This window comes from Streptomyces sp. NPDC002669, from assembly GCF_042889165.1.
GTDB lineage: Bacteria > Actinomycetota > Actinomycetes > Streptomycetales > Streptomycetaceae > Streptomyces.
This window is the reverse complement of record NZ_JBIAQQ010000014.1, coordinates 38,033-51,558: the sequence shown is the minus strand read 5'-3', so window position 1 is coordinate 51,558 and position 13,526 is coordinate 38,033. Positions and strand designations below refer to the sequence as shown.

General features: G+C 73.6%; 7 protein-coding genes and 1 pseudogene. 2 read left to right on the top strand and 6 right to left on the bottom strand.

The features are described from left to right. Window positions 1-52: 52 nt before the first annotated feature. The 5 genes and pseudogenes from ACFYW1_RS21380 to ACFYW1_RS21360 form a co-directional block, all read right to left on the bottom strand. Window positions 53-4,449 (bottom strand): annotated as a pseudogene (locus tag ACFYW1_RS21380) (beta-ketoacyl synthase N-terminal-like domain-containing protein); the annotation flags it as partial. Window positions 4,450-4,597: 148 nt separating this feature from the next. Then, on the bottom strand, window positions 4,598-6,811 hold the full coding sequence (locus tag ACFYW1_RS21375; RefSeq protein ID WP_388995220.1) for a PQQ-binding-like beta-propeller repeat protein: 2,214 nt from the start codon (window positions 6,809-6,811) through the stop codon (window positions 4,598-4,600). Between the two features lie 206 nt (window positions 6,812-7,017). Then, complete coding sequence (locus ACFYW1_RS21370) at window positions 7,018-7,197, bottom strand: hypothetical protein (protein WP_388995217.1); 180 nt, start codon at window positions 7,195-7,197, stop codon at window positions 7,018-7,020. Window positions 7,198-7,911: 714 nt separating this feature from the next. Next, window positions 7,912-8,910: a type I glyceraldehyde-3-phosphate dehydrogenase gene (gene gap / locus ACFYW1_RS21365; RefSeq protein ID WP_388995214.1), complete on the bottom strand. Its 999-nt coding sequence runs from the start codon at window positions 8,908-8,910 to the stop codon at window positions 7,912-7,914. A 106-nt stretch (window positions 8,911-9,016) separates the two neighbouring features. Beyond that, window positions 9,017-10,018, bottom strand: coding sequence for a GlxA family transcriptional regulator (locus ACFYW1_RS21360; protein ID WP_388995211.1), 1,002 nt, complete (start codon window positions 10,016-10,018; stop codon window positions 9,017-9,019). A gap of 637 nt (window positions 10,019-10,655) precedes the next feature. On the opposite strand from ACFYW1_RS21360, the gene ACFYW1_RS21355 reads away from it, so the two are divergent. Together ACFYW1_RS21355 and ACFYW1_RS21350 are read left to right on the top strand one after the other, a co-directional pair. Next, window positions 10,656-11,450, top strand: a complete 795-nt coding sequence (locus ACFYW1_RS21355) for a GH25 family lysozyme (protein ID WP_388995612.1) — start codon at window positions 10,656-10,658, stop codon at window positions 11,448-11,450. A gap of 240 nt (window positions 11,451-11,690) precedes the next feature. Continuing rightward, a complete protein-coding gene (locus ACFYW1_RS21350) occupies window positions 11,691-12,833 on the top strand; it encodes a glycoside hydrolase family 3 N-terminal domain-containing protein (RefSeq protein WP_388995208.1) in 1,143 nt (380 codons plus the stop codon). 70 nt (window positions 12,834-12,903) lie between these two features. On the opposite strand, the gene ACFYW1_RS21345 is transcribed toward ACFYW1_RS21350, so the two are convergent. Next, window positions 12,904-13,464, bottom strand: a complete 561-nt coding sequence (locus ACFYW1_RS21345) for a cysteine hydrolase family protein (protein ID WP_388995205.1) — start codon at window positions 13,462-13,464, stop codon at window positions 12,904-12,906. Between the last annotated feature and the right edge of the window lie 62 nt (window positions 13,465-13,526).

Here is a 13,526-nt window from a genome sequence, read left to right as displayed (position 1 = left end):
TCCCCTCCGTCGCCGGAGCGGACGGGGCGAGACAGCCCCGTACCAGACCGGTGAGCACCCCGTCCGGCCCCAGCTCGACGTAGTGCGCCGCGCCCCGCTCACCCAGGTGCGCCACCGAATCGGCGAAGCGGACCGGACGGCGGACGTGGCCGACCCAGAATTCGGGCGTGCGCACCTCGTCGGCGGTGGCCGCCCGGCCCGCCACGGCGGTGACCAGGGGCAGCCGCGGCGCGGTGAAGGACAACTTCCGCACCACGTCGACGAATTCGGCCAGCACGGGCTCCATCCGGGCGGAGTGGAAGGCATGACCGACCCGCAGCGGCGTCACCGAACGGCCCCGTTCCCGGAAGTGCGCGGCCACCTCCCGCACCGCCGGCCCGTCGCCCGAGACGACCACCGACGCGGGCCCGTTGACCGCGGCGATCTCCACCGCGCCCCCGGTCCCGGCGAGGCGGGCGGCCACTTCCTCCGCACCGGCGGCCACCGCGGCCATCGCGCCGCCCGGCGGCAGCGCGTCCATCAGCCGGCCCCGGGCCGCCACCAGCACGCACGCGTCCGCGAGGGACAGCACCCCGGCGACATGCGCCGCCGTCACCTCGCCGACCGAGTGCCCGGCCACCTGGCCGGGACGCACCCCCCACGCCTCGAACTGCCGGAACAGCGCCGTCCCCAGGGCGAAGAGCGCCGGCTGCGCGAACCGGGTCGTGTCCAGCAGCGCGCCCGCCCCCGCCTCCGTACCCGGCCCGGCGAACATGACGTCCAGCAACGGCACCGGCAGCAGCGGGTCGAACAGGGCGCAGCACTCGTCCAACGCGTCGGCGAAGGCCGGATGCAGGTCCCGCGACTCGTACAACTCACGTCCCATGCCGATGCGTTGACTGCCCTGGCCGGTGAACAGGAAGGCCGGCGAGGCGTGCCGGCGGGACACGCCCGTGTGCACCCCGGCCCGGCCGTCGCCCTCCGCGAGGGCCCGCAGCGAACCGAGCAGTTCGGCGCGGTCCCGGGCCACCACCACGGCCCGGTGCTCCAGGGCCGCACGCGTGGTGGCGAGCGAGTGCCCGAGGTCCACCAAGGACACGTCGGCAGCGGCGGCCACGTGGTCGTGCAGCCGCCGCGCCTGGGCCCGCAGCCCCGGCGCGCTCCTCGCCGACACCGGAAGGACCACCGCGGCCCGCCCGGGAGGCGCCGAACGCTCCGGAACCGCCCCGCCCGCGGCGTCGGGCGGCACGTCCGCCCCGCCCCCGGGGCTTCTTCGAGGACCACATGGGCGTTGGTGCCGCTGATCCCGAACGACGACACCCCCGCCCGGCGCGGACGGTCCGTCGCGGGCCACTCCAGCGCCCGGGTCAGCAGCGCGAGCCGCCCCGACGACCAGTCGACCCGGGGCGTCGGCTCGTCGGCGTGCAGCGTGCGCGGCAGCACACCGTGCCGCATCGCCTGCACCATCTTGATCACACCGGCCACTCCGGCGGCGGCCCGGGCGTGGCCGATGTTCGACTTCACCGAGCCCAGCCGGAGCGGACGCCGCCGCGCGTGGCGCCCGTACGTCGCGAAGAACGCCTCCGCCTCGATGACGTCGCCCAGCCGGGTGCCGGTGCCGTGCGCCTCCACCGCGTCGATGTCCCCGGTGCCCAGTCCCGCGTCCGCGAGCGCCTGCCGGATCACCCGCTGCTGCGCCGGACCGTGCGGTGCGGTCAGCCCGTTGCTCGCCCCGTCCTGGTTCACCGCCGAGCCGCGCACCACGGCCAGCACCGGAAGTCCGGCGCGGCGCGCCTCGGACAACCGGCTCAGCAGCAGCATCCCGGCGCCCTCGGCCCACCCCGTGCCATCGGCGGACGCGCCGAACGCCTTGCAGCGGCCGTCCGGGGACAGCGCCCGCTGACAGCTGAACTCCACGAACGAGGAGGGCCCCGACATCACCGTGGCACCACCGGCCAGCGCGAAGGCGCACTCGCCCCGGCGCAGCGCCTGGGCCGCCAGGTGCAGGGCCACCAGGGACGAGGAACACGCCGTGTCCACGGTGAGGGCCGGACCCTCGAGACCGAAGGCGTACGCGATGCGGCCCGAGGCGACGCTTCCGGCGTTGCCGAGACCGAGGTACCCCTCGACCTGCTCGGGCGTCCTGGTCAGGCCGCGCGCGTAGTCGCTGTACATCAGCCCGACGTACACCCCGGTCGCCGAGCCGCGCAGGGTGTCGGGGACGAGACCGGCGTGCTCGAAGGACTCCCACGCCACTTCGAGCAGCAGCCGGTGCTGCGGATCCATGGCCAGCGCCTCGCGGGGCGAGATGCCGAAGAACCCGGGGTCGAAGCGGTCCGCACCGGAGAGGAAACCGCCCTCGCGCACATATGTCCGTCCGGGCCGCCCGGGGTCGGGGTCGTACAGCGCGTCGACGTCCCAGCCCCGGTCGGCGGGGAAGGGGCCGATGGCGTCCCGCCCGTCGGCCACCAGCCGCCACAGCTCCTCGGGAGAGGCCACGTCACCGGGATAACGGCACGCCATGCCCACGATCACCACGGGGTCGTCGTCCGGCCGGGCCGCGCCCCGGTTCACAAGGCCGGCCCCGGACGGGCCGGCGGCGTCCCGTTCCCCGAGGTGGGCGGCGAGCGCGGCGGCCGTGGGGAAGTCGAAGGCGACGGCCTCGGAGAGCGGCAGCCCGGTCGCCGCCGACAGCCGCTCCCGCAGCACCGTCGCCGTCAGGGAGTCCATGCCCAGGTCCCGCAGCGCGGTGTTCGGCTCCACCGCCTCGGCCGTACAGCCGAGCACGGCCGCCACCTCGCCCCGCACCAGGGCCAGCAGGTCCTGCGACGGCCCCCCGGCACCCTCCGCGCCCAACGCCCGCGCCGGCAGGCCGGCCAGGTCCCGCCGCAGGATCTTCCCGGAGGCGGTACGGGGAATGCCCGCCACCTCGAACAGCTCGACGGGCACCTTGGAACCGGACAGCTCCGCACGGCAGGCGGCGAGGACACGCCCCCTGTCCAGCACGTCGCCGGACCCGGCGACCAGATAGCCGACCGGCACCTCGCCGAAGACGGGGTGCGGGCGTCCGGCCACGGCCGCGTCCGCCACCCCCGGCAGTCGCCGCAACACCGCCTCCACCTCCGTGGGATGCACGTTCACCCCGCCCCGGACGATCAGATCGCTCGCCCGGCCGGTGATCGTCAGCCCGCCGGAGGCGTCGATCCGGGCCAGGTCGCCGGTGCGGAACCAGCCCTCGCGCAGCACCTCCGCGGTGGCCTCCGGCCTGCCGTGGTAACCGGCCATCACACCGGGCCCGCCGACCCACAGCTCGCCCTCGCCCGTGTCCCGGCCGTCGGGACCCCCGCCGACCCGGACCCGGGTGCCGGGCAGCACCCGGCCGCACGCCCCGGCCCCCGCCGCCCCGCCCGGCGCCGACATGGTGACCGGGCCCGCCTCGGTGCTGCCGTAGTGCTCCAGATAGGGCACCCCGCAGACCGCCTCGAAGGATTCGCGGAACCCGGGCCCCGCCGCGGCGCCACCGCTGACGCAACCCCGCAGCGCGGGGGCGCCGAGACCGCCGCCGTCCGCTCCGCTCTCCTCGCCCCGGACCGCGTCGAGCAGCGCCGAGTACGTGGTCGGAACCCCGCCGAGCAGAGTGAACGAGGCATTCGCGCGCCGCAGTTCGCCCAGCACCCCCGCCACCGAGAACCGGGGCAGCAGCACCGCACCCGCCCCCACCGCGACCACTCCGAGGAAACCCACGACCTGGCTCATCGCGTGATGGAGCGGCAACGGCCACAGCACCCGGTCCCGTTCGGACAGGCCCAGCACCCCGACCAGGCCCGCCGCGACCGGCGAGAGCCGGTTGCGCTGGGTGGACAGGACTCCCTTGGGCACACCGGAGGAGCCCGAGGTGTAGAGCAGCCAGGCCACCTCGTCCAGCGCGAGATCGTCCCGGGCCGGCGTCCGCGGCTCCGTACCCGCCAACTCCTCGTACCGCAGGGCGCCGTTTGCGCCCCCGCCCGTGACGCCGTCCGCGCGTTTGGCGGGAGGCCGGTGCCCGGCCCCGTCCTCGGCGCCGCCCTCGGCCATCACCACGGCAAGTCCGGGGCGCGACAACAGCGTTCGCCGCCGCGCCGTGCAGGCGGCATCGGTGATGAGCACCCGCGCGCCGCTGTCGTCCAGCAGGCGGGCCAGCTCCTCCTCCGGGCACCCCGGGTCCAGGGGCACGCCCACACCGCTCGCCCGGGTGACGGCGAGCAGGCTCTCGACCGCCTCGACGCGGTTGCCGAGCAGTACGGCCACCCGGTCGCCGCGCGCCAGACCGAGCCCGGCCAGGTGCCCGGCCAGCCGCGCGGTCCTCCGCTCCAGCTCCCGGTAGGTCACACGGCGGAGCCGGTCCTCGAAACAGGCCTTGTCCCCGAACCGACGGGCGTGCCGCCCGAGCAGTTCCGGAAGCGGCTTGACGACGTCGGCGTGGCTGAGCACCGAATGACCTCCTTGGGACGACCCGCCGTCGAGGACGGGGACGCGGTGGACCGGGTTGCCTCCCGAGGACGGGACGCCCCCAACGGGGTACGGCGCACGCCGACCGTCCACGGGGAGCCCCGCCCCGCCTGGCGCGGGCACCCGGGCCCTACGTCCGGGCGGCGGCCTCGATGACGGCGCTGTTCAAGGCGTAGACGCTCCTGTCGTCGCTGCCCACGTACACGAGCCGGCCGGCCACGGCCGGGGACGAGGTGACGACACCACCGGTGGCGTAGGACCACTTCTTCTTCCCGGTGGCCGCGTCCAGGGCGTAGACGTTCCTGTTGCTGCTCCCCGCGTACACGGTCCCGTCGGCCACCGTCGGCGCCGAGTCGATCGGGGCGTCGACACCGAACTCCCATTTCTTCCCGCCGGTGGCCGCGTCCAGGGCCAGCACCCCGCCCTCCCAGTCGTCGCCCGTGCCCTCGTAACTGCCGACGTACACGACCCCGTCCACGACGGCCGGGGTCGAGCAACCGCCGTAGAGATTGGACTCGATGGTGTGGGCCCACTTCTCCTCACCGGTCGTGGCGTCCAGGGCGTACACGGTGTGGACGCTGCTGATGTACACGACCCCGCCGGCCACGGTCGGCGAGGAGAAGGAGCCCGCGGTCCCGGCGCCGGAGACCCACTTCCGGTCCCCGGTCGCGGCGTCCAGGGCGTACACGGCATGGGCACTGCCGACGTACACGGCTCCGCCGACGACCGAGGGCGACGAGAAGGCGCCGCCGCTGATGGTGTCGAAGCCCCATTTCCGTTTCCCGGTGGCCGAGTTCAGGGCGACCACACCGCTGTCGCCACCGACGTACACGATCCCGCGGGCCACTGCGGGTGCCGAGCGGATCGGGTGGCCGGTCGTATGGACCCACTTCTTCCTGCCGGTGGCCGCGTCCAGGGCGTACACCTTGTTGTCGAGGCTGCCCGCGTACACGACCCCGTCGGCCACCGTCGGTGCCGCCTCCACCTTGCGGCCGGTGGCACAGGCCCACTTCTTCTTCCCGGTGGCCGCGTCCAGGGCGTACACGTTCTTGTCGTCGCTGCCCACGTACACGGTCCCGTCGACCACCGTCGGGGACGACGCGACCGCCCCGCCGGTGCGGTGGCGCCACCGGAGCGCGGGGTCGCCCACGGGCGTGTCGTCGGGCGTCTCGTCGGGCGTGCCGTCCGGGGACTCGCCGTCGAACAGCGCGATGGCGGTGGCCCCGACGGCGGTGCCGACGGCGGCTCCGACACCGAGTCGCAGCGCCGCACGACGGCTGATCGTCCTCGGCGCCCTCGTTGCCTTCGCCTGCTTCGTCGGCCGTGGCGACTTCGGCGGGTCCGCGGCCGGTTCCGTCACGGTGGTCGGTTCCACCACGGGCGCCGGTGACCGGGACGCCCCGGGGCCGGTGCCGGTGACCGGGGCCGTGACGGTGGGTTTCGAGTCCGTGTCGGGAAGGCCGGGCGCGGCCACGACCTGCGGGACCGGAGCCGGGTCCGGAGTCGGTACAGGGACCGGGACCGGAGCCGGGACAGGGGTGAGGCATTCGGCGAGACGCCGTTGTACCTCGGCCGCTGTCGGGGGACGGTCGTCGGGGTCCTTGGCCAGCAGGGCCGTGACGAGATCGTCCAGAGCGGCGGGGACATCGGCCCGGGTCCGGCCCGGTGGCTCCGGGACGGTGTTCAGGTGCGCGGCCATCATCGAGACCGGGTCGGTGGCGTCGAAGGGGGCGCTGCCGGTGAGGAGTTCGTGGAACAGACAGCCCAGGGAGTACAGGTCCGAGCGGGCGTCCGCGGGGCGCTCGGCGAAACGCTCGGGAGGCATGTAGGCGAGCGTGCCGATGACCTTGCTCGACTTGTGCGTGGAGGCGATGTACCGGGCGATGCCGAAGTCGAGGACCTTGACCTGCCCGGCAAGGGTGAGCATGAGGTTCGCCGGTTTCAGGTCCCGGTGCACCACTCCGGCGACATGAGCCGCCTGAAGTGCCGCGGCGGTCTGCGTCACCCAGTCCACCGCGGTCGGCACGTCCGGTACGCCGTCCTCGCGGAGCACGGTGTCCAGGTCCCGCCCGGTGAGGAACTCCATCACCAGATAGAGGGTGCCGTCGTCGTCCTGCCCCAGGTCGAAGATCGTCACCACGCCCGGATGGCTCAGACTGCCGGCCGTCCGGGCCTCGCGGAAGAACAGCTCCGCCCCGAAGGTGTCCCGCCGGTTGTGCGGCAGCAGCTTGACCGCGACGCGCCGCTCGATCACCCGGTCGTGGCCCTCCCAGACCTCTCCCATGCCGCCCCGGCCGATGAATGCGACCAGCTCGTAGCGGCCACCCAGGACCCTCAACGCCACCCAACCCCCGTTCGGACGACCGTCACGCCGTACACGTCACGTCGGCCCCGCCCGCGCGGGGCCGTTCCGAAGATCCCATGTCCGTCACCGGCGCACCGGCGGTGGGTCGGAATCGACTCGAACCCGAGATGTTGGGCGACCTCGTGCCGGAGACGACGAAAACCCCGGCTGCCGGGCGCGACCGGGGTTTTCGCCGAGGTGCCGATTCAGACGGCCCGGCGGATCCGCACGCACCTGAGCAGCGGGACGGCGGCCAGGCCGATGAGTTCGTGCGGGGCCTGCGGGAGCAGGAGGAACACGGCACCGGCGATGGCCGTGTTGAAGGCGTCCTGCCATTCGGGGCGGCGGTACTGGAGGCCGACGGTCTTCCACTTCTGTGGTTGCATGGATTCGTCCCTTGCTCGCGGTTCGTCTCGTGCACGCGGACACCGCAGGGACCGCCCCGGCCAGGGGGCGGTCCCTGTCTGCGTTGCCGATGACGGTATGCGGCGGGCAAGGGCCTTGACGTGACCATGGGCAGGCGTCGGCCAAGACGATATTCCTCCACTGGTCCGCGAACGATCCGCGTGGATCACTGGAAGAAAAAGTCGCAGGTCAGGGCGGTCCACCGGTTCTCGAAGACCGATCGCGGGAAGCAAGTCTCCAGTAAACAGGGGAGAATTCAATTTTGGCCGGTTCTCGCCGATGGGCGGTGACGGGCCCCGGCCCCGGACCGTGCCTCCGGCCGAGGCAGGCGCGGCGTCGGGCAGGTCGGCTCCCGCCTCCGGGTCGCCGGGGGCTTCCACGACAGCAGGTCGGTCTCCTGCCACGTCGCGGTCCCGAACTCCCGCCGGCCCCGCCATCGCGTCGAACGCCTCGGTGTGCGGCGAACGGCCCCCGTCCGCGCGGGCCTTCGCGTACAGGGCGGGCCACCAGGGCTCCGCTCCGGGCGCGCAGGCGCTCACCAGCGCCTCGTCGGTGTCGCCGACGACCCGCATCGCCCGCTCGCCCCGCACCCGGCCGGAGCGGTGCACGTCGCGCCGTACGGCCGTCCGGCCCGTCCCGGAACTGCGCACCGTGTCCTCCTCCACCGGCCGTGGCCGGTGGAGGAGGACGTCGCCTCAGTGGCCGGCGAGGAGACCGAGCGTGTCGATCACGCGGTTCGAGAAGCCCCACTCGTTGTCGTACCAGGCGACCACCTTGATGTGGCGTCCGTCGACGCGGGTGAGGGCCGAGTCGAAGATCGACGAAGCCGGGTTGCCCGTGATGTCGGACGACACGAGCGGGTCCTCCGAGTACTCGAGCACACCGGCGAGCGGACCCTCGGCGGCGGTGCGGTACGCGGCCAGCACCTCGTCGCGCGTCACGTCGCGGGCGACGGTCGTGTTGAGTTCGACGATCGAGCCCACCGGGATCGGGACGCGGATGGAGTCGCCCGACAGCTTGCCGTCGAGGTTCGGCAGCACGAGACCGATCGCCTTGGCGGCGCCCGTGGTGGTCGGCACGATGTTGACCCCGGCGGCGCGGGCGCGGCGGGGGTCGCGGTGCGGGCCGTCCTGCAGGTTCTGCTCCTGCGTGTAGGCGTGCACCGTCGTCATGAAGCCGTGCTCGATGCCGGCGAGCTCGTCGAGCACCGCGGCCAGCGGCGCGAGCGCGTTGGTGGTGCAGGAGGCGTTCGAGACGATGGTGTGCACGTCAGGGTCGTACGCGTCGGTGTTGACGCCGTACGCGAGCGTCACGTCCGCACCGTCAGACGGGGCACTGACCAGGACCTTCTTCGCACCCGCGTCGAGGTGGCCGCGGGCGGCCTTGGCCGAGGTGAAGCGGCCGGTGGCCTCCAGGACGATCTCCACGCCGAGCTCCGCCCACGGCAGCTGCGCCGGCTCGCGCTCGGCCAGCACCTTGATGCGGCGACCGTCCACCACGAGGACGTCCCCGTCGACGCTCACCGGGCGGCCGAGGCGGCCGGACGTCGAGTCGTAGGCCAGCAGCCGGGCGAGCGCGGTGGGCTCCGTGAGGTCGTTGACGGCGACGACCTCGAAGTCGCTGTCGCGCTCCAGCAGTGCGCGCAGCACGTTGCGTCCGATGCGGCCGAATCCGTTGATGGCGATGCGAGTCATGAATGGTGTCCCTTCGGTTCGCCACCAATGTCGCGCGCGGCGCGCGCCCGCGACAGCGGCATGATCGCCACGGTTCAAAAGGATCTCGCCACGCGGTGGCGGCGGGCTACTCGCCCTGGGTGAAGGTGCGCCGGTACTCGCTGGGCGTCGTGCCGAGGATCCGCTGAAAGTGCAGCCGCAGATTGGCCCCGGTGCCGAGGCCGACGTCGATGGCGATCTGCTCGACGCTCCGCTCCGAGCGTTCGAGCAGCTCGCGGGCCAGGTCGAGGCGGGCACGCATGATCCACTGCATCGGTGTGTACCCCGTGTCCTCGACGAAGCGGCGCGAGAACGTGCGCGGCGACACCGCCGCGTGCCGGGCGAGGGCGTCGAGGGTGAGGGGCTCGCCGAGCCGGTGGAGCGCCCACTCGCGGGTGGCCGCGAACCGCTCCCCGAGCGGCTCGGGCACGCTGCGCGGCACGTACTGCGCCTGGCCGCCGCTGCGGTAGGGGGCCGCGACGAGACGCCGGGCCGCGTGGTTCGACGCGGCCACCCCGAGGTCGCCGCGCAGGATGTGCAGACACAGGTCGATGCCCGAGGCGGCGCCGGCCGACGTCAGTACGCTGCCCTCGTCGACGAACAGGACGTTCTCGTCGACCCGGACGAGCGGATGCCGCGTCACCAGCGCCCGCGTGTAGTGCCAGTGCGTCGTGGCGCGCTTGCCGTCGAGCAGGCCCGTGGCGGCGAGCGCGAAGGCGCCCGTCGAGATGGCGGCGAGCCGCGCCCCCCGGGCATGGGCCGCGATCAGCGCGTCGAGCACGGCCCGCGGGGGATCGTCGCGGTCCGGGAAACGGTAGCCGGGGACGAAGACGATGTCGGCCCACGCGAGTGCGTCGAGGCCATGGGCGACGTCGTACGAGAGGCCGTCGCCACCGGTCACGAGACCGGGTGCCGCCCCGCACACCCGCACCTCGTACGGCATGCTCGCGCGGGTCGAGAAAACCTGCGCGGGGATGCCGACATCGAGCGGTTTCGCCCCTTCGAGCACGAGGACGGCGACGCGGTACAGACGGGAGGCTGGCACGGGAAAGAGGTTACGTGGGGGTGCGCCCCCGAAGCGCTCCCGCATGGACCGGGCGGACGGCCCCTTCACCGGAGGTCCGCCGGCCGTCCCGCCCCGGGAGGCAGCCGCCCGCCGTGCCGTGCTCGACGTCATCCCGTACGCCCCACGTGTCGTCCTGTCGGTCCGTCCGGCCCCGCCACTTGTAAAAGTTCTGTCGGTGTCGAGGCGTTTCCGCAGCTCACCGCAGCGCAGATCGGTCTAGACCACTAACGAAACGGAAAACCGTTTACCCCACGCGTGTTCCTGTGGCTCACTATGACGTGTCCGCATCAAGTAGACGCGCGTAGACCGCTCTGCGGGAAGCGCGCGGCCGAGCCTTTCGACCGGACGCGACCGGTGCCGTCCGGGCACGACCCCGCCCCGGGGCCCGCGCCACGACGCACGCGTTCCCGCGGCGCGGCGAGGACCGGCCGCTCCCGGCGGCCGACCCCGCAGCACGCCCGCCCTTCCGTTCGTCGCGCCGCCCCGCCCCGGGCGCGCCGAGACCCACCGCACCGGAGCACCGACCCGCACCACCACATCCCGTCCCTCGACCAAGCAGGAGGAAACCTTGTTCTCCCGGATCCGTTCCGCGAAGTCCGCGCAGGGAAGATTCGCTGTGGCCGGTGCCGTCGGCGCGAGCCTCGCACTGACCTTCGGCCTGATGTCGGGCACCGCCTCCTCGGCGCCGCTGCCCTCCGACAGTGCCGTGCCGCAGGGCAAGGGCTACATGGGCGTGGGCTACGTCCAGGACAGCAAGGATTTCAAGCCGGACACCCGGCAGCTGCACCTCGGGAAGAAGGTGCCGGGCGCGGACCTCCTGGCGAACCCCGTGGGCGTGGACGTCTCCAGCTGGCAGGGCGCCATCAACTGGGCATCGGTGCGCGCCGCGGGCATCGAGTTCGCCTGGATGAAGGCGACCGAGGGCACCACGTACAAGGACCCCAGGTTCAGCGCCAACTACCTGGGCGCCTACAACGCCCGCGTGATCCGGGGCGCCTACCACTTCGCGCGGCCCGACGTGTCCGGCGGCGCGGCCCAGGCGGACTTCTTCGCCAGCAACGGTGGCGCCTGGTCCCGCGACAACCTGACGCTCCCGGGCGTGCTGGACATCGAGGGCAGCTGCTACGGCAAGTCGGCCGCGGCGATGCAGTCGTGGATCCTCGACTTCTACAACAGGTACAAGGCCCGTACCGGCCGCGACGTCGTGATCTACACCAGTGCGAGCTGGTGGAACTCCTGCACCGGCGGCTGGACCGGCATGTCCGCCCGGAGCCCGCTGTGGGTGGCCCACTGGACCACCGCGGGCAGCCCGACCATCCCGAAGGGCTTCCCGTACTGGACCGTCTGGCAGTACACCTCCACCGGTTCGGTGAGCGGCATCTCCGGGAACGTCGACCGCGACCGCTTCGGCGGCGACCGCTCCCGTCTGCTGGCCCTGGCCAACAACACCCCGTGACCGCGGGCCCGGGCACACGGTGACCCGCTCCGGGGTCTGTGACCCCGGTGCGATCGGCTCCTCGGGGCGGGACGGGTCGGCGGGCCCGTCCCGCCCCGAGGCCGTGACCGGCGGCCCGGTCCGGTGCGGCGAGGAGGTGTGTGCTTCGTTCCGGGGGACGGCACCGTCCCGGCCCGGGGCGTTCGGCGCGGTCGTCCCCGCTCGGGCCGGGCACAACAGCAGTTCGTGAAGGAGAAAGCCATGAGTTCGACACCGGAGTTCCTCAGCAGGCGCGGCGCCCTGCTCGCCGGAACGGCGGCCCTGGTCGCCGGACTGGGGCCGGCGGGCCGTACGGACGCGGACGTGCGCGTCCCCGACAGGACACGTTCCCCGCTGCCCGCCCTGACCCCGGCTCAGCGCGCCGGGCAGTGCGTCATCCACTCCTATGCGGGGCTCACCCCTCCGGCTCCGCTGATGGAGGCGATCGGCCAGGGCCGTACCGCCGGGGTGATCTTCTTCAAGGAGAACATCGGGAGCCCGAGCCAGATCGCAGGCGTCATCCGGGAGATGAACGAGGCGAACGCCTCCGCCCCCGTCAAGGCCCCGCTGCTCCTGATGACCGACCAGGAGGGCGGCATGGTGCGCCGCCTGCCGGGCGAGCCGCTGCTGTCCGCGAAGGACGTCGGAGCCTCCGCGGACCCGGAGGGACGGGCGGAGTACACCGGCAACGGCGCGGGCCTGAACCTCGCGGGCGTCGGCATGAACGTCAACCTGGCGCCGGTGCTCGACGTGTACCGCAGGACCGGTGACTTCACCGACCAGTACGAGCGGTCGTACGGCAAGCGCCCGGACGCGGTCGGCGTCTGCGGCTCGGCCTTCATCACCGCGCAGCAGAACCTCGGGGTGGCGGCCACCGCCAAGCACTTCCCGGGGCTCGGCCCCGCCGCCGCGAACCAGAACACCGACCTGGGGCCCGTCACCCTCACCACGTCCGCGGCCACCCTGCGCGGCGTCGACGAGGTGCCGTACCGGGCGGCGATCTCCGCCGGGACGAAGCTGGTCATGCTCTCCTGGGCCGTCTACCCGGCCCTGGACGCCGAGCGGCCCGCCGGTCTGTCCCCGGCCGTGGTGGGCGAGCTGCGGAACCGGCTCGGCTTCCGGGGCGTGACGGTCACCGACGCTCTGGAGGCCGGCGCCCTCCAGGCGTACGGCGGCGCGGCCCGGCGCGCCGTACTGGCCGCCGCGGCCGGCATGGACCTGATCCTGTGCTCGGCCCGCGACGTCGACCAGGGGGACGAGGCCGTGACCGCGCTGAGCGGGGCCCTGGCGGACGGAACCCTCGACGGGGCCGCCTTCGACGCGGCCGCCGGGCGCGTCAACTCCCTCCGCGGCAGCCTGTCCTGACCGTGCCTGCGGCCCTCCGCACACCGGTGCCCGGCCCGGCCGGCGACGGCCCGGCCGCGCACCGGCCGGTCTAACGGGGCGCGATGGTGCCGAGCCAGTCGTCGACGGCGACGACGTCCGCCCACTGCGGGAACAGCTTCTCGGTGAGGAACCGGTGCACCTCGGCGTCGATGTCCAGGCAGGCGTCGCCGAGGACGGTGAGGCCGAAGTCCAGGTCGTTGGCCTGGCACAGGGTGTGCAGCACCACGGCGCTGGTGGCGATACCGGTGAGGACGAGGCTGTCGATGCCGCGTGCCCTGAGCACCACGTCGAGGTCGCTGCCGGAGAACGCGCTCGCCCGCCGCTTGGTGACGACCACCTCGCCCGGTCGGGGCGCGATGTCGGGGTGGATCTCGGTGCCGGGATCGCCCTCGACATGGAGCCCGGCCTTCGCGATGGCGGTGAGCGCCCTGTTGCGCGGGCCGACTTCCGGGAAGCCCGGACGCAGCGCGATGACCACGTAGACGACGGGGATGTCCGCCGCCCGGGCTCCGTCGATCGCCCTGCGCAGGCGCGGCAGGTAGCCGGAACCGTCGTCGGCCAGGTCCACGACGGCGCGCTGGACGTCCATCACGAGAAGGGCGCTGCTCATACGGTCTCCAGGAACGGTGTCGGTTCGGGGCCGGGGCCAAAGGATAGGGGCCGGGAGGCGGG